Below are 24,374 nucleotides of genomic sequence, written 5' to 3'. Positions count from 1 at the left end.
GGGAACTACTTGTTCAGACCGGGGTAGAGCGGGTGCTTCTCGGCCAGGGCCACGACCCGGGCCCTCAGGGCCTCCACGTCGTGGGCCGGCTTGAGCGCCTCCGCGATCACGTCCGCGACCTCGGCGAAGTCCTCGGCCGTGAAGCCGCGGGTGGCGAGGGCGGGCGTGCCGATGCGCAGGCCCGAGGTGACCATCGGGGGCCGCGGGTCGTTCGGGACCGCGTTGCGGTTGACCGTGATGCCGACCTCGTGGAGACGGTCCTCGGCCTGCTGCCCGTCCAGCTCGGACTCGCGCAGGTCGACCAGGATCAGGTGCACGTCGGTGCCGCCGGACAGGACGTTGATCCCGGCCTCCCGGGCGTCCGGCGCGGTCAGCCGCTCGGCGAGGATCCGCGCGCCGTCGACCGTACGGCGCTGGCGCTCCTTGAAGTCGTCCGAGGCCGCGACCTTGAAGGACACCGCCTTCGCCGCGATGACGTGCTCCAGGGGGCCGCCCTGGAAGCCCGGGAACACGGACGAGTTCAGCTTCTTCGCGAAGGCCTGCCTGGCGAGGATGATGCCGCCGCGCGGGCCGCCCAGCGTCTTGTGGGTCGTGGAGGTGACCACGTCCGCGTACGGCACCGGGTTCGGGTGCAGGCCCGCCGCGACCAGACCGGCGAAGTGCGCCATGTCCACCCACAGGTACGCCTCGACCTCGTCGGCGATCCGGCGGAACTCGGCGAAGTCGAGCTGCCGCGGGTACGCCGACCAGCCCGCGATGATCACCTTCGGGCGGTGCTCCTTGGCGAGCCGCTCGACCTCGGCCATGTCGACCAGGCCGGCCTCGTCCACGTGGTAGGCGACCACGTCGAACTGCTTGCCGGAGAAGTTCAGCCGCATCCCGTGGGTCAGGTGACCGCCGTGCGCCAGGTCCAGGCCCAGGATGGTGTCGCCGGGCTGGGCCAGCGCGAACAGGGCGGCCTGGTTGGCGGAGGCGCCCGAGTGCGGCTGGACGTTGGCGTACTCGGCGCCGAACAGCTCCTTGACCCGGTCGATCGCGATCTGCTCGGCGACGTCGACGTGCTCGCAGCCGCCGTAGTAGCGGCGGCCGGGGTAGCCCTCGGCGTACTTGTTGGTCAGGACCGAGCCCTGCGCCTCCATGACGGCGAGCGGAGCGAAGTTCTCCGAGGCGATCATCTCGAGCGTGGACTGCTGGCGGCGCAGCTCGCCGTCGACCGCCGCGGCGATCTCCGGGTCGAGCTCGTGCAGGGGCGTGTTCAGGACAGACATGCGTCTTTCGACCTCTCAGCCGGCGGTGTAGGCGGTGTACTCGTCGGCGGAGAGCAGCTCGGCCGGCTCGTCCGTGACGCGTACCTTGAACAGCCAGCCGCCCTCGAAGGGAGCGGAGTTCACCAGCGACGGGTCGTCCACGACGTCCTGGTTGACCTCGGCGATCTCGCCGGTGACCGGCGCGTACAGCTCACTGACCGACTTGGTCGACTCCAGCTCGCCGCAGGACTCGCCCGCGGTCACCGTGGCACCGACCTCGGGGAGCTGGACGAAGACCACGTCGCCGAGCGCGTTGGCCGCGTGCTCCGTGATGCCGACCGTCGAGACGCCGTCCTCGGCGCCCGACAGCCACTCGTGCTCCTTGCTGTAGCGCAGCTGCTGGGGGTTGCTCATGGCCTGAATTCTCCTGTACGCGGGGGAGTGCTGATGAAGGCGGACTGCTGGAAACGCACGTGATCAGCGCGAATGTGCGCAGGGTCACGCGCGGGGCCGGCCGGGGCCCGGTTTGTCGGCCGTGCGCCAGTCTCTACTTCCGGCGCTTGTAGAACGGCAGCGCCACGACCTCGTACGGCTCGTGACTGCCCCGGATGTCCACGCCGACACCCGGCGTGCCCGGTGCCGCGTGCGCGGCGTCGACGTAGGCCATCGCGATCGGCTTGCCCAGTGTGGGGGAGGGGGCGCCGGAGGTGACCTCGCCGATCACCTCGCCGCCCGCGACCACGGCGTACCCGGCGCGCGGGACGCGGCGGCCCTCGGCGACCAGGCCGACGAGGACCCGCGGCGGGTTCGTCCCGGCGCGTTCGGCGGCCGCGGCGAGCGCCTCGCGGCCCACGAAGTCGCCGTCCTTGCCGAACTTCACGACCCGGCCGAGCCCGGCGTCGAAGGGGGTCAGCGCGGTCGACAGCTCATGGCCGTACAGCGGCATGCCCGCCTCCAGGCGCAGGGTGTCCCGGCAGGACAGGCCGCAGGGGATCAGGCCGACGACCTCGCCGGCCTTCGTCAGGGCCTGCCACAGCTCGACGGCGTGCTCCGGCTTCACGAACAGCTCGAAGCCGTCCTCGCCGGTGTAGCCGGTGCGGGCGATGAGCGCGGGGACGCCGGCGACGGTGCCGGGCAGGCCGGCGTAGTACTTCAGGCCGTCGAGGTCGGCGTCCGTCAGGGACTTCAGGATGCCGGGGGAGAGCGGACCCTGGACGGCGAGCAGCGCGTAGGCGTCGCGGTCGTCGCGCACCTCGGCGTCGAAGCCGCCGGCGCGCGCGGTCAGCGCGTCCAGGACGACCTGGGCGTTGGAGGCGTTGGCGACGACCATGAACTCGGTGTCGGCGAGCCGGTACACGATGAGGTCGTCGAGGATGCCGCCGTCGGCGTCGCAGATCATGGTGTAGCGGGCCCGGCCCACGCCCACGGCCGCGATGTCGCCGACCAGCGCGAAGTTCAGCAGGGCGCCCGCCTGCGGGCCGGTGACGGTGATCTCGCCCATGTGCGAGAGGTCGAAGAGACCGGCCCGGGTCCGTACGGCGTTGTGCTCGTCGCGCTCGGAGCCGTAGCGCAGGGGCATGTCCCAGCCGGCGAAGTCGGTCATGGTCGCGCCCAGCGAACGATGCAGGGCATCGAGGGCGGTGTGACGGAGCGGGGTACTGCTCATCGGGCGTTCGTCTCCCAAGGCGATGGGGCCCCTCCCGCGCGACCGGAGCCGAGCGTGGGGGAAGCGAGGTCTTTCCTCCCCATCTGTCATCGGAACCTGAGAGGTTCGCCATGACCGCCCGCGCACGGGTCGATCACGGCTTGCACCTTGGGTGGGGCCACCGGACGGTGACCCGCTTTTCAGATGTGCCTCGCCCGCGCGGTAACGGTGCCTGAGAGATTCAAGGGAGGGACTTGCTCCTTCGGCGCCCCAGCGATGCTGCCGGTGGGGACTCTCCCGCGCGGATTCAAACGGCCGGTATGCAGTTGGCGCGGCCATCATCGCACGCCCCGCCCGATCGTGGCAGGCCGCATCTGTAACCGGCCTGTGGCGTTAAGCGCATGAAAACGCGAGACAGACCGGATTACCTTCTCTTTACGCTCGACGGGGAGAAGACTTGTCTGACCCCAGGGGAGGACGAACACGGTGAACAGGACCACGGCACTCGGGACGGGACCGGCGCTCGCGACCGGCCCGGCGCTCGCACTGCCCGCGCAGCCGCAGACCTCCGCCCGGGAGGCGGGCGGCGCACCGCCCGCCCCGGTCGTCCGCGACCTGCGCGACCGCGCCGGCCGCAGCCCGCACGGCCTGCTGTTCGCGTCCCGCGATCTGGTCGTGGTCACGGGACTGCCCGGCAGCGGCAAGTCGACGCTGATGAAGCGCGCGGTCACGGGCGTCCGCATCGACTCCCAGGACACCCGCGACCGCTGGGACGCCCGCATGCCGCGCGCCCTGCCCTACGCCCTCTACCGCCCCCTCGTCCGCCTCTCCCACTACGCCGGTCTGCGCCGCGCCCTGCGCACCGGTGGGGGCGTCGTCGTCCACGACTGCGGCACGCAGGCCTGGGTGCGCGCCTGGCTGGCCCGCGAGGCCCGCCGCCGCGGCGGCAGCCTGCACCTGGTGCTGCTCGACGTCACCGTGGACACCGCGCTGGAGGGCCAGCGCGAGCGCGGCCGGGGCGTCTCCCGGTACGCCTTCCGCCGCCACCGCCGGGCCGCCTCCCGCCTGCTGCGCGCGGCGGAGCGGGGCCGCCTCCCCGAGGGCTGCGGCTCGACGGTCCTCCTGGACCGCGCCGCGGCCGACACCCTGCGCCGCATCGGCTTCACCGGCTGACCGCGGCAGGAGCGGTACGCAGTCGGCAGTCGGCAGTCGGCAGACGGCAGACGGCAGACGGCAGACGGCAGACGGACCGGCGCAGGGGCGCCGGGCTCGCGGTCGCCGGACCGCCGTGCGGGCTCCGGGCTGGCAGCCGCCGGACCGCCGTGCGCGTTCCGGAGCCTGCGGTCACCGGGCCGCCGCGCAGATCCGGGCCTCGGGCGGCGGACCGCCACACAGGTGCGGCCCCGCGGTCGCCGAGTCGTCACGCAGGCCCGCCCTCCCGGCCGTCGGACCGCCGTACAGATCCGGTTCCCGGTCGCCGGGTCGCCGTGCAGATTCGGTTCCCGGTCGCCGGGCCGTCGCCTGTCCGGTCCTTCCGCCGTCGGGCCGTCGCTGCCTTCCGCCGTCGGGCCGTGGTGCAGGCCCGCCCTCCCGGCCGTCGAACCGCCGTACAGATCCGGTTCCCGGTCGCCGGGTCGCCGCCCGTCCGGGCCTTCCGCCGTCGGGCCGTCGGGCCGGCTCGCCCTCCCGGCCGTCGAACCGCCGCTCAGGCCCCGCCCTCCCGGCCGCCGCATCGCCGCACAGATCCGGACCCGCCCGCCGGGGCGTCCGACGGACGTGGGACGTGGGACGTGGGACGTGGGGACGCGCCTCGTACCCGATAGCCTTTCGAGCCACATCCAGTGGTTCCCAGCAGGCGGTAGGCAGATGGACTTCCCCCCGGCGGACTTCCCCGCGGACTTCCCGGCACAGGCGCACCCCCATCCGCACGGCGGATGGCCCGGCAACGAGCTGGAGGAGGTGCTCTCCGCCTCCCTGGGCGTGCCCGGGGCCGGCGGACGGATCGTGGAGGTGCTCGGCCGCAGCTTCGTGTGGGTGCCGCTGCCCGCCGGGGGCGGCCCGCACAGTGGCCCCCTGGACCTGCCCACCCTGGAGCTGGAGGGCCAGGCGTACGTGCCCGTGTTCAGCTCCGAGGAACAGTTCCGGCAGGTCGTCGGCGCGCACATGTCGTACACCGTCGCCCCGGCCGTCGAGTTCGCCCGCGGACTGCCCCCGCAGGTCGGCATCCTGGTGAACCCGGACGGCACGGTCGGCATCCCGCTGCCCCCGATGGCCGTCGCCGAGCTGTGCCGGGCCGGCCGCACCCCGCTGGACGGTCCCGCCGGTGGCGGCCGGGTCCGTCTCTACGAGCCCGACTGGCAGGACGATCCGGTGGACTTCCTGTCCGCCGCCACCGCCGAGTTCGAGGCGGCCGGCGTCGTCCTGACCGCCCGCCGCTGCCTCGCCGCGATCGAGACGGCCGATCCCGTGATGTTCGTCGGCGTCGAACTCTCCCAGCGGGAGGGCGATCTGCGGGCGCTGCCCCTGGAGGCCCTCGGCAGGGCGCTCGGCCGGGCCCAGGCGCCCTGGCCGGTCAACCTCGTCCTGCTCGACGTGACGGAGGACCCGGTGGCCCGGTGGCTGAAGGAGCACGTGCGGCCCTTCTACTCCCGGATCCACTGAACGCGTCCCGCACGGGGACGTCCGCGCCGGTGGGCGGCGGTGCCCCGGGGTTCCGGCGGGCGCTCCGGCCCGGTCCCGCCGGCGGCGCACAACCCGGCCCCTCGGGGGGACCCGTTGTCGGCGAAGACACCTAAGCTGGTCTCCCGAAAGCGGGGCAACTTATCGAAGGGGCGGTACAGGTGAGCGCCAGCGGCATCGCGGCCGGGCAGGTCGAGCACATGCTGCGCCAGGTGACCCCCGGGCGCTACGACGCCTACGAGGCACTCCTGCGCGCCCTCGCGACCCCGGGCACCGGCCAGGTGTGGATGCTGCTGTGGCAGGGCCAGGCCGGTTCCGCCGACGCCCAGTACGGCACGATGGACGTCGAGGGACACGGCTACGCCCCCTGTGTCACCTCCGCCCAGGAACTGTCCGCGAGCGGCTGGAACCGGTCGTACGAGGTGGTCGACGGGCTGGACGCGGCCCGCACCCTCTACCCCGACCACTACGGTCTCTGGCTGAACCCGCACGCCCCCGGCGGCGGCGTCGGCATCCCCTGGCCCGACCTGCGGCGGATCGCCACCGGCCTGGACCGCCAGCCGGCCGGGCCGCTGCGGCTGTCCGAGCCGGCCATCGAGATCCCGCAGTTCTACGCCCTGCTCGCGCAGAACGCCCACCGCACCCCGGCCCTGCGTTCCCTGCGCCGTGCCTGGGTCCAGCCGGCCCTCGGCGCGCCCTACCTCGCCCTCGGGCTCGACGTGTACGACACCTCCCCGCAGGCCGTGGACGCGGTGCGGGCGATGATGCAGCAGTCCGTCGGCGCGGTGCCGGACGGGCTGCCGGTGTCGACGGTCACCATGAGCGACGACTACGACCCGGTGGTCCTCTGGATGCGCGCCCACGCCCGCCCCTTCTACGACCGCGAGGCGCACGCCCCCGCGGCGCCGGCCGCGCAGGCCCCCGCGGGTGGTTACGGCTTCCCGCCGGCCGGTCGTCACTGATGCGCCCCGTCGTCCGTCCCCACGTGTCGGCTCAGTGGATCTCCGCGCGTAGATCGGTGCGGTAAGTCCGTTTATGGGTGGTTCTGGCATAACTCGTGGGTGTCCGCCCCCCGTTACCCACCGTCCGGATAACGGAATCCTCCTGAGAGCATCACGTTTACGCATCCTTTCCCCTTCAAGTCTGGCTACAGATCGCCAAAGCGTTGAAGACTCCCGCATCAGGGGTGCTTTCGCCCCTGTGTACGACGGACTGATCACGCCGCTACAGCGGCAAGTGTGGGCCGGCTACCGCCGGTTGAGAGGGGTCCCTGCCAGATGACGGCACCATTGCACGAGCCGACCGCGGAAGCGGCCCCGAGCCCGGCCGAGGAAGCGGCGGTGGCCACCGCCGACGCGAAGGCCGTACAGGGCCGTTCCCTGGGTCGGATCGCCTGGGAGCGCCTGAAGCGGGACAAGCTCGCCCTGACCGGCGGCATCGTGGTGCTCCTCCTCGTCGTGGTCGCACTGCTGGCCCCGGTGATCACCTCGATCCTGGGCCAGGACCCGAACGAGTACCACGAGAACCTCATCGACCCGCTGTTCGGCACCCCCACGGGCTCCCTCGGCGGCATCAGCGGCGACCACCTGCTGGGCGTCGAGCCGGTCAACGGCCGCGACATCTTCGCCCGCATCCTCTACGGCGCCCGGATCTCCCTGCTGGTCGGCTTCCTGTCGGCCGTCGTCGCCGTGATCCTCGGCACCGTCCTGGGCATCCTCGCCGGCTTCTTCGGCGGCTGGGTCGACTCGGTCGTCAGCCGGGTCATGGACGGTCTGCTCGCCTTCCCCCAGCTGCTGTTCATCATCGCGCTGGTCTCCGTCATGCCGAGCAACCTGCTGGGCCTCACCGGCTCCAACGTGCGCGTCTTCGTGATGATCCTGGTCATCGGCTTCTTCGGCTGGCCCTACATCGGACGTGTGGTGCGCGGTCAGACCCTCTCCCTGCGAGAGCGCGAGTACGTGGAGGCCGCCCGCTCGCTGGGCGCCGGGCGGCTGTACATCCTGTTCAAGGAGCTGCTGCCCAACCTCGTGGCCCCGATCGTCGTCTACACCACGATGATGATCCCCACCAACATCCTCACCGAGGCGGCACTGAGCTTCCTGGGCGTGGGCGTCAAGCCGCCCACGGCCTCATGGGGGCAGATGCTCTCGAGCGCGATCGACTACTACGAGTCCGACCCCATGTACATGGTGGTCCCGGGCCTGGCGATCTTCATCACCGTTCTCGCCTTCAACCTCTTCGGCGACGGCGTCCGGGACGCGCTGGACCCGAAGGCCTCTCGCTGAGCCGCCGTACCCCAACTGTCCCGTGGCACCTACACGGGGTCTCTCATCTATCCGGAGGATCCGAGATCGTGACTACCCAACGCACCTCAGGGCGGCGGAAGCAGGCACTTGCCGCTGCTGCCGCGGTCGCCGCGCTGCTGACCACGGCGGCGTGCGGCGGCGGTTCGGACGACGGCGACAACGGTTCGAAGACCGGTGCCGCCGGCTTCGACGCCGCGAACAACAAGGTCGCCCAGGCGTCCGCCGCCAAGAAGGGCGGCACGCTGAAGTTCGGTGCCGCGCAGGACGCCGACTCGTGGGACACCACGCGTGGCTACTACGGCATGATGTGGAACTTCGCGCGCTACTACAGCCGCCAGCTCGTCACGAACAAGGCCGAGCCGGGTGCCGCGGGCGCCGAGATCACTCCGGACCTCGCCACGGAGACCGCCAAGGTCACGGACGACGGCAAGACCTACACGTACACCCTGCGTGACGGCGTCACGTGGGAGGACGGCAAGCCGATCACGTCCAAGGACGTGAAGTACGGCATCGAGCGCGTGTGGGCGCAGGACGTCCTGTCCGGCGGTCCGACGTACCTGAAGGACGTGCTCGACCCCAAGGGCGAGTACAAGGGTCCCTACAAGGACACCTCCGCCGACAAGCTCGGTCTGAAGGCCATCGAGACGCCGGACGACAAGACCATCGTCTTCAAGCTCCCCGTGGCCAACTCGGACTTCGAGGAGATGCTGGCCCTGGTCTCGGCCTCGCCGGTCCGCCAGGACAAGGACACCAAGGCCAAGTACGGCCTGAAGCCGTTCTCCTCGGGCCCGTACAAGTTCGCGTCCTACAGCCCGGGCAAGGACCTCAAGCTGGTCCGCAACACCAACTGGAAGCAGGCCTCGGACCCGGTCCGCAAGGCCTACCCGGACGAGATCACCATCAAGTTCTTCTCGGACGCCAACCAGCTCGACCAGCGTCTGCTGAGCGGTGACCTGGACCTCGACCTGAACCAGACCGGCATGTCGCCGCAGGGCCGCACCACCGCCCTGAAGCAGCACAAGGCCAACCTGGACAACCCGGTCTCCGGCTACGTCCGTTACGCGGTCTTCCCGCAGAGCGTGAAGCCGTTCGACAACATCGAGTGCCGCAAGGCCGTCATCCTCGGTGCCGACCACGTGTCGCTCCAGACCGCGCGCGGTGGCCCGATCGCCGGTGGCGACATCGGCACCAACATGCTGCCGCCGTCCGTCCCGGGCGCCGAGGGCCAGAAGTACGACCCGTACAAGCTCGCCGGTGACAACAAGAACGGCAACGTCGCCGAGGCCAAGGCGGCCCTGAAGGCCTGCGGTCAGCCGAACGGCTTCAAGACCACCATCGCGGTCCGCAACAACAAGCCGGTCGAGGTGGCCACGGCCCAGTCCCTCCAGGCCTCGCTGAAGAAGATCGGCATCACCGCCGAGATCGACCAGTACGACGGCTCGCAGACCGCCGGCATCATCGGCAGCCCCTCGAACGTGAAGAAGAAGGGCTACGGCATCATCATCATGGGCTGGGGTCCGGACTTCCCGTCCGTCCAGGGCTTCGGTCTGCCGCTGTGGAACAGCAAGTACATCGCGGAGAGCGGTAACAACAACTACGCGCTCATCAACGACAAGACCATCGACGGTCTGTTCGCCCAGTACGTCACCACCCTGGACGACGCCGGCAAGACCAAGATCGCCACGGAGATCAACCACAAGGTGATGGAGGGCGCGTACTACCTGCCCTTCGTCTTCGAGAAGTTCATCAACTGGCGCTCGGACAACCTGGCGAACGTCTACACCACCGACGGTTACAGCGGTCAGTACGACTTCGTGAACCTCGGTCTGAAGAACCCGAAGAAGTAGTCCCGGCACACCCGCCGAACGGCACGAAAGGCAGGTGAAGGCCGGCGCAGCGTGAGCGCGGGCCACCGGAAGACCTCCGGTGGCCCGCGGTCCGCGGCGGGCCGAGAGCTGTGCTCGCTTACCTCATCAGGCGGTTGTTCGCCGCCGCAGTGATGCTTGTGGTCATCGTCATGGTGGTCTTCGGCATCTTCTTCCTCATCCCCAAGTGGGCCGGCGTCGACATCGCCTTGAGCTTCGTGGGCAAGCAGGCCGACCCGGCCGCGGTCGAGGGTGTGCGCGAGAAGCTGGGTCTGGGCGACCCGATCTACGCCCAGGTCTGGGAGTTCTTCAAGGGGATCTTCGCCGGACGCACGTACACCGGCGGCGGCGACTCCATCAACTGCGCGGCGCCGTGCTTCGGCTACTCCTTCCGCAGTGAGCAGGCCGTCTGGCCGGTGCTGACCGACCGCTTCCCGGTGACGCTGGCCCTCGCGCTCGGCGCCGCCGTGCTGTGGCTGCTCCTCGGCGTCTCGGCGGGTGTGCTCTCCGCGCTCAAGCGGGGCAGCCTGTGGGACCGCGGCGCGATGGTGATCGCGCTGTCGGGCGTCTCCCTCCCCATCTACTTCACCGGCATGGTCGCGCTGTCGATCTTCGTGTACGGACTGGACCTGTTCGACGGCCAGTTCGTCCCGCTGGAGGACAGCCTCTCCGGCTGGTTCGGCGGAATGATCCTGCCCTGGGTCACCCTGGCGTTCCTGTACGCGGCGATGTACGCGCGCATCACCAGGGCCACCATGCTGGAGATCCTCGGCGAGGACTACATCCGCACCGCCCGCGCCAAGGGCCTCAAGGAGCGGGTCGTCATCGGCAAGCACGCCATGCGCTCCACGATGACGCCGCTGCTGACCATGCTGGGCATGGACCTGGGCGCCCTCATCGGCGGCGCCATCCTGACCGAGACGGCGTTCAACCTGCCCGGCCTCGGCCAGGCGGTCCTCAACGCCATCAAGAACCAGGACCTGCCCGTCATCCTGGGTGTCACCCTGATCACTTCCCTCGCGGTGCTCGTCGCCAACCTCGTGGTGGACATCCTGTACGCCGTGATCGACCCCCGAGTGAGGCTCACATGACCGACCTCAGCAAGAGCGGAGCGGCCGTGGGCGAACCCACCGCCGCCTCGCCCGCGCCGAGCGCCTTCCTCGAAGTGCGCGACCTGAAGGTGCACTTCCCCACCGACGACGGTCTGGTCAAGTCCGTCGACGGGCTCAGCTTCCAGCTGGAGAAGGGCAAGACCCTCGGCATCGTGGGCGAGTCGGGCTCCGGCAAGTCGGTGACCTCGCTGGGCATCATGGGCCTGCACACCGCCGGCCAGTACGGCAAGCGCAAGGCCCAGATCTCCGGCGAGATCTGGCTGGACGGCACCGAGCTGCTCTCCGCCGACCCCGACCACGTGCGCAAGCTGCGCGGCCGCCACATGGCGATGATCTTCCAGGACCCGCTGTCGGCGCTGCACCCGTACTACACGATCGGTCAGCAGATCGTGGAGGCGTACCGCATCCACCACGACGTCGACAAGAAGACCGCCAAGCGCCGCGCGGTCGAGATGCTCGACCGGGTCGGCATCCCGCAGCCGGACAAGCGGGTGGACAACTACCCGCACGAGTTCTCCGGCGGTATGCGCCAGCGCGCGATGATCGCGATGTCTCTGGTGAACAACCCCGAGCTGCTCATCGCGGACGAGCCGACGACCGCCCTGGACGTGACCGTCCAGGCGCAGATCCTCGACCTGATCCGCGATCTCCAGAAGGAGTTCGGCTCCGCGGTCATCGTCATCACCCACGACCTGGGTGTCGTCGCCGAACTGGCCGACGACCTCCTGGTGATGTACGGCGGCCGGTGCGTCGAGCGCGGCCCGGCCGAGAAGGTGTTCTACGAGCCCCGCCACCCCTACACCTGGGGCCTGCTCGGCTCGATGCCGCGACTCGACCGCGACCAGCAGGAGCGCCTGATCCCGGTCAAGGGCTCCCCGCCCTCCCTGATCAACGTCCCGTCCGGCTGCGCCTTCAACCCGCGCTGCCCGTACGCGGACCTCCCGAAGGACAACGTCACCCGCACGGTCCGCCCGGAGCTGGCCGAGGTCGGCAGCCGGCACTGGGCCGCCTGCCACCTGGGCAAGGAGCAGCGGGAGCGTATCTGGACCGAAGAGATTGCGCCGAAGCTGTGAGTGACGAGAAAGCGGTGAGCATCCCCGCGCAGACCGACGGTGAGCCGAGCGGCGGCGCCGCCACCCTCACCAAGGACGCCGCCCCCGGCGAGGTCCTGCTGAAGGTGACCGGGCTGCAGAAGCACTTCCCGATCAAGAAGGGCCTGCTCCAGCGGCAGGTCGGCGCCGTGCACGCGGTGGACGGCCTGGACTTCGAGGTCCGCTCCGGCGAGACCCTCGGCGTGGTGGGCGAGTCCGGCTGCGGCAAGTCGACGATGGGCCGGCTGATCACCCGGCTCCTCGAACCGACCGGCGGCACCATCGAGTTCGAGGGCAAGGACATCACGCACCTCGGTGTCGGCGGCATGCGTCCGCTGCGCCGCGACGTGCAGATGATCTTCCAGGACCCGTACTCGTCGCTGAACCCGCGGCACACCATCGGCACGATCATCGGCGCTCCCTTCAAGCTCCAGGGCGTCACGCCCGAGGGCGGCATCAAGAAGGAAGTGCAGCGGCTGCTGTCGGTCGTGGGTCTCAACCCCGAGCACTACAACCGCTACCCGCACGAGTTCTCCGGCGGTCAGCGCCAGCGCATCGGCATCGCCCGCGCGCTCGCGCTGAACCCGAAGCTGGTCGTGGCGGACGAGCCGGTCTCGGCGCTCGACGTGTCGATCCAGGCCCAGGTGGTGAACCTGCTCGACGACCTCCAGCAGGAGCTGGGCCTGACGTACGTGATCATCGCGCACGACCTCTCGGTCGTCCGGCACGTCTCGGACCGGATCGCGGTGATGTACCTCGGCAAGATCGTCGAGCTGGCGGACCGCGACCTGCTGTACAAGACGCCGATGCACCCGTACACCAAGGCGCTCATGTCGGCGGTGCCGATCCCGGACCCGAGCCGCAAGAACACCAAGAGCGAGCGCATCCTGCTCAAGGGCGACGTGCCCTCGCCGATCTCCCCGCCCACCGGCTGCCGGTTCCACACCCGGTGCTGGAAGGCGACGGAGATCTGCAGGACGACCGAGCCGAAGCTCGTCGAGCTGCGGCCGGGCCAGCAGGTCGCCTGCCACCACCCCGAGAACTTCGAGGACCAGGCTCCGCAGGACACCGTCCTGCTGACGGCCGCGAAGGAAGCGGCGGAGCTGGTGGCCGACGAGGTGCTCGCGGAGTCGGCCCTGACGTCGGCGGCGGTGGCGGCGGAGGCCGAGGCCGAAGCCGCGGCTGAGGCCGAGGCGGTGGCTGAGGCCGCGGCTGAGACCGAGGCGGTGGCTGAGGCTGCGGCGGAGGCGAAGGCCACGGCGGAGGTCGCGGCTGAGGCGAAGGCCACGGCGGAGGCCGAGGCTGCTGCCACCGAGGCTCCTGAGCCCGCCGAGGCTCCTGAGCCGGACGCTCCCAAGGCTGCCGCCCCCGAGGCCGCTGCCTCCGAAGAGGAGCCTCCTGCCAAGGAGAAGTAAGTAGCGAACGAGCCCCTGCCTTGCAATGTAAGGCAGGGGCTCTGTGCTGGGTGAGAATAGTAGGGTGCTCCAGCAACTCTTCAGCCCATCCGTCCAGCACACGCTCGACCTGATCGGCATCTTCGTCTTCGCGATCTCGGGCGCCCTGCTGGCCGTGCGCAAGAACTTCGACGTCTTCGGCATCGCCGTGCTCGCCGAGGTGACCGCGCTCGGCGGGGGCATCTTCCGGGACGTGATCATCGGGGCGGTGCCGCCCGCCGCCTTCACGGACCTGGGCTACTTCCTCACCCCGCTGCTCGCCGCCCTCCTCGTCTTCTTCCTGCACCCGCACGTGGAGCGCATCCAGTCCGGCGTGAACGTCTTCGACGCGGCCGGCCTCGGCCTGTTCTGCGTCTCGGGCACCGTGAAGGCGTACGACCACGGCCTGGGCCTCACCGCGTCCGCGGCCCTGGGGCTGGCCACCGCGGTCGGCGGCGGTGTGCTGCGCGACGTCCTCGCCAACGAGGTGCCCTCACTGCTGCGCTGGGACCGCGACCTCTACGCGGTCCCGGCGATCGTCGGCGCCACCATGGTGGCGATCTGCCTCCACTACGGCGTCCTCACCCCGGCCGCCAGTGGGCTGGCCGCGCTCACGGCCTTCGTCCTGCGGCTGCTCGCGATGCGGTTCCACTGGCGAGCGCCGCGTGCGTGGAACCGTCGCTCGACGGTGCGGGAGGAGTAGTGCCGCCGGCCTGGCCCCGCCGGCCGGACTGCGTCGTCAGCCAGCGGAAGGCCGGCACCACCTGCGGCCGCCACAGCGCCATGTTGTGACCGCCCGCGCTCCTCGGGACGTGGACGACGTGGACGGTGGTCGGGGCCTCGGCCGCCCGCTGGAGGTCCAGGCCCGCCTCGTAGCCGTCGTGCGGCTGGCCGGAGACGTAGAGGGCGACCGGGGGCGGGGCGACGGCCCCGCGCAGCAGCAGGCAGGGGTTGTTCGCCCGGCGCAGGGCCGGGCTCCGCGCGGTGAGGGAGTCGCGCTGGGCGATCGGGTCGTTGTAGCCGGACAGGCTGACCGCCGCCCGGTAGCGGTCGGGATGGGCGACGGCCAGCCTGGTCGCGCAGTGCGCCCCCGCCGAGTAGCCGGCGACCGCCCAGCCCCGCGGGGCGGGCTCGGCGCGGAAGTTGTCCCTCACCATCTTCGGCACGTCCAGGCTCAGCCAGGAGTCGGCGTTGACCGTGCCGGGCACGTTGGCGCAGCCCGTGTCCACACCGGGCAGCAGTGTGGTGCGCGGCGCGACCAGGATGAACGGTGCCACCTCGCCCTCCCGCATCAGCGGCAGCAGCTGCTCGTGCGCGCCCAGCGCCCCGAACCACGACTTCGGCGACCCCGGGTACCCCGGCAGCAGCTCCACGACGGGGAACGTGCGGTGCCGGTAGGCGGGGTCGTCGTACTGCGGGGGCAGCCACACGTAGACCTCGGCGTCCACGCCGGAGACGCGGCCCTCCAGCTCGGTGACGCGCACCCCGCCCGCCGCGCGCATGCCGGGCCCGTCGGCCCGGGCGAACGTCTGCCGGACCCGGGGCAGCCGCTCCACGGCGGTGCCGCCGGTGCCGTCGGGGCCGAGGTCGGCGGCCCGCTGCACGTGGCTGCCGGTGCCGAGCAGGTCGGCCCAGTCGTCGTAGAGGTTGTTGGCGTTGTTGACCAGCGTGAAGACCAGCGCGACGGCCGTGCCCTGGGCGAACAGCAGCATCAGCGTCCGCGCCGCCACCCGCAGGACCCGGGGTCCGGGCAGCCGCGACCACAGCAGCAGCGGCACGGCGAGAGCGACGACGGACAGCGCGATCAGGGTGGAGAGGAACGGGGTCCCGGTCAGGCTCATGTCTGTGGAGAGGGGAAACAGCGCCCTGAGGTTTACGGACGAGTGCGGACACTTGCCGGGAAACCGCCCGTCCGGCGTACGAGGGGCGGGGCGGGCGCAGGGGAAAAGCTACCGCTTAGTATTTTGCTGTTGTACCGTTCACGCATGTCTGAAGCAGCCATCGTCCCCGCCGCCCTCGGCGACAGCGAGTTCGACCGCGACACCGCCGTCACCCGCCGCGAGCCCGGCGTGTACGACACGGAACTCTCGGCCGGCTGGACCATCTTCGGTGCCGTCAACGGCGGTTATCTGCTCGCCGTGCTGGGCCGCGCGCTCGCCGACGCCCTGCCGCACGGCGACCCGTTCACCGTCACCGCGCACTACCTGAGCGCCTCCCGCCCCGGCCCGGCGGTCGTCCGCACCGAGACGGTCCGCGCCGGCCGCACCCTCTCCACCGGCCAGGCATCCCTCTTCCAGTACGACGGGGAGGGCCGCGAAGTCGAACGGATCCGCGTCCTCGCCTCCTACGGCGACCTCGGCGCCCTCCCCGACGACGTCCGCACCTCCGCCGAGCCGCCCGCCTTCCCCCCGATCGGCCAGTGCTTCGGACCCGAGGACGGGCCCGCTCCCGCTCCCGACGCCGACCAGCAGCCCATCGCCGAGCGGCTGATGCTCAAGCTCGACCCGTCGACCGTCGGCTGGGCGCTCGGACAGCCCTCCGGCAAGGGCGAGATGCGGGCCTGGTTCGGGCTCGCCGACGGCCGGGACGCCGACCCGCTCTCCCTGCTCCTCGCGGTGGACGCCCTGCCGCCCACCGCCTTCGACCTCGGCATCGCCGGCTGGGTCCCGACGATCGAGCTGACCGTCCACATCCGCTGCCGCCCGGCCCCCGGTCCCGTGCGCGTCTCCCTCACCACCCGCAACCTCGCGGGCGGGTTCCTGGAGGAGGACGGCGAAGTGTGGGACAGCGAGGGCCGGTTGGTGGCGCAGTCACGGCAACTGGCGCGCGTGCGCCTCGCGTGACGGTGCTCCCGGCCGACCGCGGTCCCGGGGCGATGTCTTGAGCCGGGCTTTGCCTGATTGACAGGAGACGGACAGAGGGGTCCCAAGGAAGGCCCAAACGCCGTTGGTTGAGTGGCGGTCTCAGGCCTTCCTCATCCTCTCTGGAGCTGTCTCTCATGAAGCGTGTGCCGACGATGCCGGTACGTCTCCTCCCCGCGGCCGCCCTGCTGGCGCTCACGCCGCTCGCCCTGGTGGCCTGCGGATCGGGCGACTCGACCTCCTCCGGCGACGGCACGTCCGGACAGGAGGCGTGTCAGCGGCCCAGCGGGATGCCCAGCGGAATGCCGAGTGGGATGCCCAGCGGAATGCCGGGCGGTGCGCCGTCGGGCGCGCCCACGGGGGCCGCCGCCTCGGGGGTTCCGACGGGTGCCCCCACCGGCACCCCGACGGGCGTGCCGACCGGCGTTCCCTCAAGCGTGCCGAGCGGCGGTCCCGGCGGGGGCGGACAGGGCGGTCCCGGCGGGGGACAGGGCGACGGCTGCGGCGGCGGGCCGGGTGGCGGTCAGGCCGGCGGACAGACCGGTGGCGGTCAGGGGCAGTCGACGCAGCAGGCGCAGCAGCAGGGCTGAGGCACGAGCGCGGGCGCGTTCACGAGGGCAGGGCGGGCACGGCGGGCAGGGCAGGCAGGGCAGGAACTCGGGGGCGGGCGGCCGCCCTGCCCGTTTGCGCATCCCCGCCCGAATCCCGCGCATCCCCGCCCGTATCCCGCGTATCCCGCGTGTCCCGCCGTCTCAGGAGTCGAGCCAGTGCCGGCGGCCGATGCTGATGAGCCGCATCTGGCGGGTCGCGAGCCGGACGACCCGGTCCAGGTCCCCGTCCGGGGCCCTGCCGGACTCCTGGGCCTCCCGTGCCTCCAGGAAGAGCGAGCCGGTGACGATCATCTGGTCGACGTAGAGGTGCGAGAGCATCAGCAGATCGTCCTCGCTCCACCCCTCGGCCTCGGCGTCCTTGGCCAGTTCCGTCCGCACCTCCTCGGCGAAGCGGCCGAGTTGATCCCGGATCGCCTCCCGGACCGGCTGGACACCGCCGTGTCGTTCCCGGGCGATGAACCGGACGTGCGCGGGGTACGCGTCGACGTGACGGGCGATCAGGTCGACGGCCCGTGCGATGCGTTCGTCGCTGGAGTCGGCCGCGGTCACCGTGGCCCCGATCGTGGCGTGCAGACTGCCCAGCGCCTCCTCGACCAGGGCCACGCCCAGGTCCGCGATGGAGCGGAAGTGCCGGTAGAAGGCGGTCGGGGCGACTCCGACGGCGCGGGTGACCTCGCGCAGGCCGAGGCTGCTCAGGCTCTGGTCCTCCAGCAGCCCCAGTGCGGCATCCAGGAGTGCCTGCCGGGTCTTCTGCTTCTGGGCCTGTCGGATGCCGAGGGTGTGACTCATGTCATCCAGTTAACAACTGTTCTCTGTAAATGCAAAGCGCGAGACGCGCTAGACTGGGTAGTCAGTGAACAACTGTAACTACAACTGTTCACCGGAACGTCACGAGAGACGGACGCGACAACCGTCCCAAAGGGGGATCCATCCCATGCTGTTCCTCGTCGCCGCACTTCTGCTGCTCGGCGTCGTCATGGGCACCGTGGCCCACGCGCCGCTCGGCTTCAGCCTCGCCGCCGCCGCCGTGATCGCCGCCTGGCTCGGCATCTTCGCGCTGCGCGAGCGCCACGGCCGCCGCCGCACCACGACCCGCTGACGGAAGGAACGATCGACATGCAGCTCACCGCACCGGCCACGCGCCCCACGGGCGTCCGGGACACCGACGGCATGGCCGTCGCGTCCTTCATCCTGGGCCTCGTCGGCCTCCTGGTCCTCAACGTCTTCCTCGGCCCGATCGCCATCGTCCTGGCCTCGGTGGCCCTGTGGCGGGGCACCGGGCGCCGGGGCCGCGCCGCCCTGGGCCTCACGCTGGGTGTGGCGGACCTCCTGGTCCTGGCGTTCTTCATGCAGGCGGACTCGACGGTGTCCTGGAGCTTCTAGGATCCCGGGCGGTTCGCGGTTCGCGGTTCACGGTTCACGGTTTGCGGTTCACGAGTCGCGGTCCGCGACCGCTGACCGGGCGGTGGCGGTGACGTGCCCCTCACGGGGCCGCCGGTGAAGCGGCGGCCCCGTGAGGGGGCGCGGCCGGACGGTGTCAGGCCCAGGGTGAATGCGCCGTGACCACCCATCGGGACCCCGCACACCGGGCCCCGTAGAATCGGCTCACCATGGCATACCTCGACCACGCCGCGACCACGCCCATGCTCCCGGAGGCGGCAGAGGCACTCGTCGCCCACCTGGGCGTCACCGGCAACGCCTCCTCCCTGCACGCGGCCGGCCGCCGGGCCCGCCGTACGGTCGAGGAAGCCCGCGAGACCCTCGCCGAAGCCCTCGGCGCCCGCCCCAGCGAGGTCGTCTTCACCTCCGGCGGCACCGAGGCCGACAACCTCGCGGTCAAGGGCCTGTACTGGTCCCGCCGCGACGCCGACCCCGCCCGCACCCGTGTCCTCGCCAGTCCCGTCGAGCACCACGCCGTCCTGGACGCCGTGCACTGGCTGGGCGAGCACGAGGGGGCGACGGTCGAGTACCTCCCCGTGGACGCCCACGGCAGGGTCCACCCCGACGCACTGCGCGAGGCCCTCGCCCGCAACCCCGACGACGTGGCCCTGGCCACGGTCATGTGGGCGAACAACGAGATCGGCACGGTGATGCCGGTCCGCGAACTCGCCGAGGTGGCCGCCGAGTTCGGCATCCCCCTGCACGCCGACGCCGTCCAGGCCTTCGGTCAGGTCCCCGTCGACTTCGCCGCCTCCGGCCTCGCCGCGATGACCGTCTCCGGCCACAAGATCGGCGGCCCCTACGGCATCGGCGCCCTCCTCCTGGGCCGCGAGCACACCCCCGTGCCCGTCCTGCACGGCGGCGGCCAGGAGCGGCAGGTCCGCTCCGGCACCCTCGACGTCCCCGCGATCGCCTCCTTCGCGGTCGCCGGCCGCCTCGCGGCCGAGCGGCGCGAGTGGTTCGCCGGGGAGATCGGCGCCCTGCGCGACGCCCTGGTCACCGCCGTCCGTACGGCCGTCCCCGACGCGATCCTCGGCGGCGACCCGGCACCGCAGGGCCGCCTCCCGGCCAACGCCCACTTCACCTTCCCGGGCTGCGAGGGCGACTCCCTGCTGCTGCTCCTGGACGCCCAGGGCATCGAGTGCTCCACCGGCTCCGCCTGCACCGCCGGCGTCGCCCAGCCCAGCCACGTACTGCTGGCCACCGGCACCGACCCGGACCTGGCCCGCGGCACCCTGCGCTTCTCCCTCGGCCACACCTCCACCGAGGCCGACGTGGAGGCGGTCGCCAAGGCCATCGGACCGGCCGTGGAACGGGCCCGCGCGGCCGGACTCACCTGAGCGAAGGTCACGCCGTGGCCGCGTGGGCCTCCCGCACCAGCCGCAGGTACCGGTCCCAGTCCCAGTGCTCACCGGGGTCGGTGTGGTCCGTCCCCGGCACCTCCACGTGCCCGATGATGTGCTCGCGGTCGACGGGTATGCCGTACCGCCGGCAGATCCCGGCCGCCAGCCGGGCCGAGGCGGCGTACATCGCGTCGGTGAAGTCCTCCGGGCGGTCCACGAAGCCCTCGTGCTCTATGCCGACACTGCGCTCGTTGTACGCGCGGTTGCCCGCGTGGAACGCCACGTCCAGCTCGCGGATCATCTGCGTGACCCGGCCGTCCTTGCCGACGATGTAGTGGGCCGCCGCCCGGTGGGCCGGGTCCTGGAAGACCTTCACCGCGCTCGCCAGACTGCCCTGGGTGACATGGACGACCACCATGTCCACCTCGTAGTCGTCAGGACGGTCCGCCCAGCGGAAGTTGCCCGTCGAGGCCGCCAGCCACCGCGCGCCGCGGAAATCGACAGCGCCCTGCACCCGCGCCTTCTCCACCCCCGGCATCCGCCACCACAGCCTCGCCAGCTCGTCCCGCGCCAGCACGCCCGTGCCCACCGCGGCGGCCACCCCGCCGACCAGCAGCGCACGCCGCCCGATCCGCCGGTCCCCGTCCTTCCTCCGCGCCCCCGACCCCACCCCGGCACCCGCCTCCGCACCCGTCCCCGAACCCGACGAACCCGTCCCCGAGCCCGTCCCCGAATCCGACTCCGCACCCATCTCCGCCCCGCCTTCCTCGCCCCTCGAGATCCACAACGGATACTCGCGGGCCCCGGTTCCCGGCGCCCCGTACCCTGGAAGGGTTATGACTGAGACCTCGCCGCGCCCCCTCCGCGTCCTCGCCGCCATGTCCGGCGGGGTGGACTCCGCCGTCGCCGCCGCCCGTGCCGCGGAAGCCGGCCACGACGTCACCGGTGTCCACCTCGCGCTCTCCGCGAACCCGCAGTCCTTCCGCACGGGCGCGCGGGGCTGTTGCACGATCGAGGACTCCCGCGACGCCCGCCGCGCCGCCGACGTCATCGGCATCCCGTTCTACGTCTGGGACCTCGCCGACCGCTTCCGCGAGGACGTCGTCGAGGACTTCGTCGCCGAGTACGAGGCCGGCCGCACCCCCAACCCCTGCCTGCGCTGCAACGAGAAGATCAAGTTCGCCGCCCTCCTCGACAAGGCCCTGGCCCTCGGCTTCGACGCCGTGTGCACCGGCCACTACGCCCAGGTGATCGTCCGCGAGGACGGCAGCCGCGAACTGCACCGCGCCTCCGACATGGCCAAGGACCAGTCGTACGTCCTCGGCGTCCTGGACGAGAAGCAGCTCGCCCACGCCCTGTTCCCCCTCGGCGACACGGTCACGACGAAGGACGAGATCCGCGCGGAGGCCGAGCGCCGCGGGCTCGCGGTCGCCAAGAAGCCCGACTCGCACGACATCTGCTTCATCGCCGACGGCGACACCCAGGGCTTCCTCGCCAAGCGCCTCGGCAGGGCGGAGGGCGACATCGTCGACGAGACCGGCACCAAGGTCGGCAGCCACGAGGGCGCGTACGGCTTCACCATCGGCCAGCGCAAGGGCCTGCGCATCGGCACCCCGGCCCCCGACGGCAAGCCGCGCTACGTCCTCGACATCTCACCCGTGAACAACACGGTGACGGTCGGCCCCGCGGCCGCCCTCGACGTCACCGCCCTCACCGCGATCAAGCCCCGCTGGTGCGGCACCGCACCCACCGCCCCCGGCACCTACACGGCCCAGCTCCGCGCGCACGGCGGCGAGACCGAGGTGAGGGCCGAACTCGTCGACGGCACCCTGGAGGTCACCTTCACCGAGCCGGTCCGCGGCGTGGCCCCCGGCCAGGCGATCGTGCTGTACGACGGCACGCGCGTGGTGGGCTCGGCGACGATCGCCTCCACGGTGCGGGCGAAGGCGGGCGTGGCCTGAGCAGCCCACGGCCGCACGTCCGGGGCCGCGCGACAGCGCGCCGGATGCCCTGCCGCAGTCGGCCCACCGGCAGGGCGACCTGCTGAGCGAAGCCGGAACCCGAGCCGGAGCCGCTGCGCCGAGGCGCGGCTCAGCCTCCGAGCCCCGCCTTCACACCCCGCACCAGCGCTCCCAGCACAGCCCGGTCCGTGTTCAGCACACGGGCCGGGCTCTCGCTCTCCCGGAGAGCTATGCCCTCGGGGCTCGGCGCGGCTATCTCGACGCAGGCATTGCCCGAGGCCTCCGAGTACGAGGACTTGATCCACTTCAACCTGGTCAATGGGCTCCTCTTACCGCTCTCTGGCAATCTCAAGGATGCGGTTCCTCGACTCATCCGGATTCAACGCCACCTGTTCGACCAAGTCCAGCCGCCGACGGAAGTTGGACAGCTGAGTCGGTGAGTCGAAGAAGACCGCACCGATGGGTGAGTCCACCTCGACCGTGTCGAGACGGGAGTTCGCGGCAGCGGCGTACATCATCGTGTCCCCGGCCATGGGAAAACCTTCGGCCGCGAGTGGAATCACCAGCAGCCGGACGTTGGGGCGTTCGCTCTCCTCCAGGAGACGGCTCAACTGGGCCTTGGCCACTTTGTCACCGCCGATCCGAAGGTGGAGGGCGGCCTCGTAGATCAAGCCCACGTACGGTACGGCGAGGTTGCCTGCCACCACGTCATGCCGTGCCAGGCGATGGGCCACACGCAGCTCAACCTCCAGTCGTGGCAATGCGGGGACGAAGAGGTCGAACAATGCGCGGGCGTGCTCCTCGGTCTGGAACAGGCCGGGGATGTGTGCAGTCTGAAGAGTGCGCAGGCTTGTGGCGTGGTGTTCGAGCTCGGACACGTCCAGAAAGTCCGGCGGGATCTTGCCGCGGTACTCGTCCCACCAGCCCCTCGTGCGTCCTCCCGTCATGTCGGCAAGGGCGTCGATCAATGTGCTGTCGTCGCACTCGTAGATGCTTGCCAGTCGGCGTAGGCGTTCCTCGCTGATGCCGAAGCGGCCCGACTCGATGTTGGAGATCATCGTGCGGTCCACTCCCAGCCGCTCGGCGGCGACGGGGGCGGACATACCGGCAGAGTCACGAAGCCGACGAAGCTCAGCGCCGAAGCGTCGCTGACGAATTGTGGGTGCGTGTCGTGGGGCCATAGCTCAACTCCTTCTTCGCGCGCACAGTTTGGCGATCCAGAAGAGCCGCCGTCCATGGAAACCCTAGAGGTAATCCGTTTTAGTGAACGAGGTAGCACCCGTTTTAGCATCGTGGTTAACCTGTGACTCAGGCCACTCCCTCCTGCCCACTCTGGCGGAAGTGCACCGGACCTCACCGCCCATCCGGAAGGCGGCAGGTGTCCCGGCAGAGACACCGCGCAGGGCACGGAACGGGAGCGCGCTGCCACGCCGTGCGCGACTCACATCCGCGCACTCACCACACGACCTCGCACCAGCGGAGGTGCTGCATGACACGTCCCCCCACAGTCCTCACCCCTCACGCCGATGATCCCGAACCCCTTCCCCATCCAGCGCCCCTCCCCTTCACCGCCCCCTGGAGCTACGAGCTCCACTTCCCCTGCGACCCCCGCGCCCCCGGCATCGCCCGCCTCACCCTCCGGGCCGTCCTCACCGCACACGGCCTCGCCGAACTCGTCGAGCGGGCGGAACTGCTGACGTCCGAACTCGCCACGAACTCGGTACGGCACACCAAGGGGCCCGCGTTCGTCCGCCTGCACTGGCTGGACCCCGTACTCCGTGTCAGCGTCTGGGACATGGCCCCCGACCTGCCGCCGATGGTCTCGTCCCCGGTCGTACCGACGTGCGCCGACGGAGGGCGAGGCCTGCTGATCCTCGACCTCCTCGCGGACCGCTGGGGCGGCTGCGGCACGGGCGAGGGCCCGTACGGCCCCGCAGGCAAGACGATCTGGTTCGAACTCGCCCTCACCCCAGGGCTTCCGCCCACCCTCGCGGCCTGACGCCGAGAGCCGTCGAGAGCCTGCGAGCGGAAGGCGACAACGTCTCGACGGCAAGCGAGAGGCGGAGCCGTGCACTACACACGCCAAGGAGCGCCCGGTCATGCCGACAGCAGACGGTGAGGCCCTGTCGCCCGGCGAGGAACAGCCGTTCCAGGCCTGCATCACGGGCCCGGACACGACGGCCGGCACCCTGCACGACCTCGCCGCCCTCGACGGACGGAATCCCCGGGAGCTGGCCATTGAACACGCGGCGGGAAGCCTTGTGATCCCCGAGAGCACAGTGGGCGACGCGATCGGAGACTGGGGCCTCTTCGACGGCCCTCCCCACCTCGCGAGCCGAGTTCGCGAACATCTGCGGGGTGGGGAGGCCGTGTGACTGGTCCTATAAGCCCTCGTCGGGGCCATCCCTATGGGTACAGGGAGCGGCCCTTGAGGTTGACCTTCGCGGTCCGCGAGTAGGGACCATCCCCGCGGGTGCGGGGAGCCGTCTGCGGTGTAAGGGATGACGAGGAAGGTGACGGGGCCATCCCCGCGTGTGCGGGGAGCAGTGCAGCGGCATGTGGTGCATGTCGACGGTGACGGGATCATCCCCACGGATGCGGGGAGCAGACACCGCCCACGGTGTTCGGAACGCTGCGGTCGGGGCTATCCCCGCGGGTGCGGGGAGCAGGCCGTACCTAATCAGGCATGGCGTCGCAATGTGGGACCATCCCCGCGGGTGCGGGGAGCAGGCATCAACCTGGAAACCCCCAGGTCAGAGCCGGGGACCATCCCCGCGGGT

General features: G+C 71.2%; 25 protein-coding genes and 1 riboswitch. Of the genes, 17 read left to right on the top strand and 8 right to left on the bottom strand.

Going from position 1 to position 24,374, the window contains the following annotated elements; genetic code table 11:
- Positions 1-5: 5 nt before the first annotated feature.
- The 3 genes from glyA to gcvT form a co-directional block, all read right to left on the bottom strand.
- Positions 6-1,268: a serine hydroxymethyltransferase gene (glyA, locus tag ACIP5W_RS25720; RefSeq protein WP_401477998.1), complete on the bottom strand. Its 1,263-nt coding sequence runs from the start codon at positions 1,266-1,268 to the stop codon at positions 6-8.
- Between the two features lie 15 nt (positions 1,269-1,283).
- Entirely contained in the window at positions 1,284-1,661 is a 378-nt protein-coding gene (gene gcvH / locus ACIP5W_RS25715) for a glycine cleavage system protein GcvH (protein WP_401477995.1), read from the bottom strand.
- Between the two features lie 133 nt (positions 1,662-1,794).
- Positions 1,795-2,913 carry a glycine cleavage system aminomethyltransferase GcvT gene (gene gcvT / locus ACIP5W_RS25710; RefSeq protein ID WP_401477992.1) on the bottom strand — a complete coding sequence of 373 codons (1,119 nt, stop codon included), beginning with the start codon at positions 2,911-2,913 and terminating at the stop codon, positions 1,795-1,797.
- A gap of 189 nt (positions 2,914-3,102) precedes the next feature.
- Positions 3,103-3,202, bottom strand: a riboswitch (glycine riboswitch).
- Positions 3,203-3,378: 176 nt separating this feature from the next.
- Here gcvT and ACIP5W_RS25705 point away from each other — a divergent pair.
- The 9 genes from ACIP5W_RS25705 to ACIP5W_RS25665 all read left to right on the top strand — a co-directional run bounded on the left by ACIP5W_RS25705 (position 3,379) and on the right by ACIP5W_RS25665 (position 14,081).
- Positions 3,379-4,065, top strand: a complete 687-nt coding sequence (locus ACIP5W_RS25705) for an AAA family ATPase (RefSeq protein ID WP_401477989.1) — start codon at positions 3,379-3,381, stop codon at positions 4,063-4,065.
- Positions 4,066-4,758: 693 nt separating this feature from the next.
- A complete protein-coding gene (locus tag ACIP5W_RS25700) occupies positions 4,759-5,553 on the top strand; it encodes an enhanced serine sensitivity protein SseB (protein ID WP_401477986.1) in 795 nt (264 codons plus the stop codon).
- Positions 5,554-5,732: 179 nt separating this feature from the next.
- Positions 5,733-6,533, top strand: a complete 801-nt coding sequence (locus ACIP5W_RS25695) for an enhanced serine sensitivity protein SseB C-terminal domain-containing protein (protein WP_401477983.1) — start codon at positions 5,733-5,735, stop codon at positions 6,531-6,533.
- A 315-nt stretch (positions 6,534-6,848) separates the two neighbouring features.
- Positions 6,849-7,856 carry an ABC transporter permease gene (locus tag ACIP5W_RS25690; protein WP_366058180.1) on the top strand — a complete coding sequence of 336 codons (1,008 nt, stop codon included), beginning with the start codon at positions 6,849-6,851 and terminating at the stop codon, positions 7,854-7,856.
- Positions 7,857-7,924: 68 nt separating this feature from the next.
- Positions 7,925-9,724: an ABC transporter substrate-binding protein gene (locus ACIP5W_RS25685; RefSeq protein WP_401477980.1), complete on the top strand. Its 1,800-nt coding sequence runs from the start codon at positions 7,925-7,927 to the stop codon at positions 9,722-9,724.
- 110 nt (positions 9,725-9,834) lie between these two features.
- Positions 9,835-10,833 (top strand): ABC transporter permease, encoded by a 999-nt coding sequence (locus ACIP5W_RS25680; RefSeq protein ID WP_401477977.1) that lies wholly within the window; start codon positions 9,835-9,837, stop codon positions 10,831-10,833.
- On the top strand, positions 10,830-11,927 hold the full coding sequence (locus ACIP5W_RS25675) for an ABC transporter ATP-binding protein (protein ID WP_382786791.1): 1,098 nt from the start codon (positions 10,830-10,832) through the stop codon (positions 11,925-11,927). Before ACIP5W_RS25680 ends, ACIP5W_RS25675 begins: the two co-directional genes overlap by 4 nt.
- Positions 11,928-11,941: 14 nt before the next feature.
- A complete protein-coding gene (locus tag ACIP5W_RS25670) occupies positions 11,942-13,360 on the top strand; it encodes an ABC transporter ATP-binding protein (RefSeq protein ID WP_401478029.1) in 1,419 nt (472 codons plus the stop codon).
- A 64-nt stretch (positions 13,361-13,424) separates the two neighbouring features.
- The gene (locus ACIP5W_RS25665; protein WP_401477973.1) at positions 13,425-14,081 is read left to right on the top strand and encodes a trimeric intracellular cation channel family protein; all 657 of its coding nucleotides are present in this window, start codon (positions 13,425-13,427) and stop codon (positions 14,079-14,081) included.
- On the opposite strand, the gene ACIP5W_RS25660 is transcribed toward ACIP5W_RS25665, so the two are convergent.
- Positions 13,990-15,219 (bottom strand): alpha/beta hydrolase, encoded by a 1,230-nt coding sequence (locus tag ACIP5W_RS25660; protein WP_401477970.1) that lies wholly within the window; start codon positions 15,217-15,219, stop codon positions 13,990-13,992. The genes ACIP5W_RS25665 and ACIP5W_RS25660 overlap by 92 nt on opposite strands.
- Positions 15,220-15,363: 144 nt before the next feature.
- On the opposite strand from ACIP5W_RS25660, the gene ACIP5W_RS25655 reads away from it, so the two are divergent.
- Entirely contained in the window at positions 15,364-16,221 is an 858-nt protein-coding gene (locus ACIP5W_RS25655) for a thioesterase family protein (protein WP_401477967.1), read from the top strand.
- 155 nt (positions 16,222-16,376) lie between these two features.
- Positions 16,377-16,829, top strand: a complete 453-nt coding sequence (locus tag ACIP5W_RS25650) for a hypothetical protein (RefSeq protein ID WP_401477964.1) — start codon at positions 16,377-16,379, stop codon at positions 16,827-16,829.
- A gap of 162 nt (positions 16,830-16,991) precedes the next feature.
- Here the strand turns inward: ACIP5W_RS25650 and ACIP5W_RS25645 are convergent, their stop codons facing one another.
- Positions 16,992-17,639: a TetR family transcriptional regulator gene (locus ACIP5W_RS25645; protein ID WP_401477961.1), complete on the bottom strand. Its 648-nt coding sequence runs from the start codon at positions 17,637-17,639 to the stop codon at positions 16,992-16,994.
- 145 nt (positions 17,640-17,784) lie between these two features.
- Between ACIP5W_RS25645 and ACIP5W_RS25640 the strand changes: the two genes are divergently transcribed.
- The 3 genes from ACIP5W_RS25640 (at position 17,785) to ACIP5W_RS25630 (ending at position 19,630) form a co-directional block, all read left to right on the top strand.
- The gene (locus tag ACIP5W_RS25640; protein ID WP_363091835.1) at positions 17,785-17,949 is read left to right on the top strand and encodes a hypothetical protein; all 165 of its coding nucleotides are present in this window, start codon (positions 17,785-17,787) and stop codon (positions 17,947-17,949) included.
- A gap of 17 nt (positions 17,950-17,966) precedes the next feature.
- Positions 17,967-18,233 (top strand): DUF4190 domain-containing protein, encoded by a 267-nt coding sequence (locus ACIP5W_RS25635; RefSeq protein WP_401477958.1) that lies wholly within the window; start codon positions 17,967-17,969, stop codon positions 18,231-18,233.
- Between the two features lie 227 nt (positions 18,234-18,460).
- A complete protein-coding gene (locus ACIP5W_RS25630; protein WP_401477955.1) occupies positions 18,461-19,630 on the top strand; it encodes a cysteine desulfurase family protein in 1,170 nt (389 codons plus the stop codon).
- Between the two features lie 7 nt (positions 19,631-19,637).
- On the opposite strand, the gene ACIP5W_RS25625 is transcribed toward ACIP5W_RS25630, so the two are convergent.
- The gene (locus tag ACIP5W_RS25625) at positions 19,638-20,384 is read right to left on the bottom strand and encodes an N-acetylmuramoyl-L-alanine amidase (RefSeq protein WP_401477952.1); all 747 of its coding nucleotides are present in this window, start codon (positions 20,382-20,384) and stop codon (positions 19,638-19,640) included.
- 85 nt (positions 20,385-20,469) lie between these two features.
- Here ACIP5W_RS25625 and mnmA point away from each other — a divergent pair, with 85 nt between their 5' ends.
- A complete protein-coding gene (gene mnmA / locus ACIP5W_RS25620; protein ID WP_401477949.1) occupies positions 20,470-21,594 on the top strand; it encodes a tRNA 2-thiouridine(34) synthase MnmA in 1,125 nt (374 codons plus the stop codon).
- A gap of 130 nt (positions 21,595-21,724) precedes the next feature.
- On the opposite strand, the gene ACIP5W_RS25615 is transcribed toward mnmA, so the two are convergent.
- Positions 21,725-21,913: a DUF397 domain-containing protein gene (locus tag ACIP5W_RS25615; RefSeq protein WP_401477946.1), complete on the bottom strand. Its 189-nt coding sequence runs from the start codon at positions 21,911-21,913 to the stop codon at positions 21,725-21,727.
- A 10-nt stretch (positions 21,914-21,923) separates the two neighbouring features.
- Positions 21,924-22,775 carry a helix-turn-helix domain-containing protein gene (locus ACIP5W_RS25610; protein ID WP_401477943.1) on the bottom strand — a complete coding sequence of 284 codons (852 nt, stop codon included), beginning with the start codon at positions 22,773-22,775 and terminating at the stop codon, positions 21,924-21,926.
- Positions 22,776-23,083: 308 nt separating this feature from the next.
- On the opposite strand from ACIP5W_RS25610, the gene ACIP5W_RS25605 reads away from it, so the two are divergent.
- Both ACIP5W_RS25605 and ACIP5W_RS25600 read left to right on the top strand, forming a co-directional pair.
- On the top strand, positions 23,084-23,593 hold the full coding sequence (locus tag ACIP5W_RS25605; protein WP_401477940.1) for an ATP-binding protein: 510 nt from the start codon (positions 23,084-23,086) through the stop codon (positions 23,591-23,593).
- Positions 23,594-23,693: 100 nt separating this feature from the next.
- Entirely contained in the window at positions 23,694-23,969 is a 276-nt protein-coding gene (locus tag ACIP5W_RS25600; protein WP_401477938.1) for a hypothetical protein, read from the top strand.
- The last annotated feature ends 405 nt before the right edge of the window (positions 23,970-24,374 follow it).

The sequence above is a fragment of the Streptomyces sp. NPDC088766 genome (assembly GCF_044750845.1).
Classification (GTDB): Bacteria; Actinomycetota; Actinomycetes; order Streptomycetales; family Streptomycetaceae; genus Streptomyces.
This window is presented reverse-complemented; position numbering and strand designations above follow the sequence as displayed.

What these genes read in the sequence shown, in the direction of transcription:
- glyA (WP_401477998.1), bottom strand. Translation starts at nt 1,268, where the DNA reads ATGTCTGTCCTGAACACGCCCCTGCACGAGCTCGACCCGGAGATCGCC.
- ACIP5W_RS25605 (WP_401477940.1), top strand. Translation starts at nt 23,084, where the DNA reads ATGACACGTCCCCCCACAGTCCTCACCCCTCACGCCGATGATCCCGAA.
- ACIP5W_RS25675 (WP_382786791.1), top strand. Translation starts at nt 10,830, where the DNA reads ATGACCGACCTCAGCAAGAGCGGAGCGGCCGTGGGCGAACCCACCGCC.
- ACIP5W_RS25655 (WP_401477967.1), top strand. Translation starts at nt 15,364, where the DNA reads ATGTCTGAAGCAGCCATCGTCCCCGCCGCCCTCGGCGACAGCGAGTTC.
- ACIP5W_RS25645 (WP_401477961.1), bottom strand. Translation starts at nt 17,639, where the DNA reads ATGAGTCACACCCTCGGCATCCGACAGGCCCAGAAGCAGAAGACCCGG.
- gcvH (WP_401477995.1), bottom strand. Translation starts at nt 1,661, where the DNA reads ATGAGCAACCCCCAGCAGCTGCGCTACAGCAAGGAGCACGAGTGGCTG.
- ACIP5W_RS25600 (WP_401477938.1), top strand. Translation starts at nt 23,694, where the DNA reads ATGCCGACAGCAGACGGTGAGGCCCTGTCGCCCGGCGAGGAACAGCCG.
- ACIP5W_RS25610 (WP_401477943.1), bottom strand. Translation starts at nt 22,775, where the DNA reads ATGGCCCCACGACACGCACCCACAATTCGTCAGCGACGCTTCGGCGCT.
- mnmA (WP_401477949.1), top strand. Translation starts at nt 20,470, where the DNA reads ATGACTGAGACCTCGCCGCGCCCCCTCCGCGTCCTCGCCGCCATGTCC.
- ACIP5W_RS25690 (WP_366058180.1), top strand. Translation starts at nt 6,849, where the DNA reads ATGACGGCACCATTGCACGAGCCGACCGCGGAAGCGGCCCCGAGCCCG.
- ACIP5W_RS25660 (WP_401477970.1), bottom strand. Translation starts at nt 15,219, where the DNA reads ATGAGCCTGACCGGGACCCCGTTCCTCTCCACCCTGATCGCGCTGTCC.
- gcvT (WP_401477992.1), bottom strand. Translation starts at nt 2,913, where the DNA reads ATGAGCAGTACCCCGCTCCGTCACACCGCCCTCGATGCCCTGCATCGT.
- ACIP5W_RS25630 (WP_401477955.1), top strand. Translation starts at nt 18,461, where the DNA reads ATGGCATACCTCGACCACGCCGCGACCACGCCCATGCTCCCGGAGGCG.
- ACIP5W_RS25625 (WP_401477952.1), bottom strand. Translation starts at nt 20,384, where the DNA reads ATGGGTGCGGAGTCGGATTCGGGGACGGGCTCGGGGACGGGTTCGTCG.
- ACIP5W_RS25640 (WP_363091835.1), top strand. Translation starts at nt 17,785, where the DNA reads ATGCTGTTCCTCGTCGCCGCACTTCTGCTGCTCGGCGTCGTCATGGGC.
- ACIP5W_RS25650 (WP_401477964.1), top strand. Translation starts at nt 16,377, where the DNA reads ATGAAGCGTGTGCCGACGATGCCGGTACGTCTCCTCCCCGCGGCCGCC.
- ACIP5W_RS25700 (WP_401477986.1), top strand. Translation starts at nt 4,759, where the DNA reads ATGGACTTCCCCCCGGCGGACTTCCCCGCGGACTTCCCGGCACAGGCG.
- ACIP5W_RS25635 (WP_401477958.1), top strand. Translation starts at nt 17,967, where the DNA reads ATGCAGCTCACCGCACCGGCCACGCGCCCCACGGGCGTCCGGGACACC.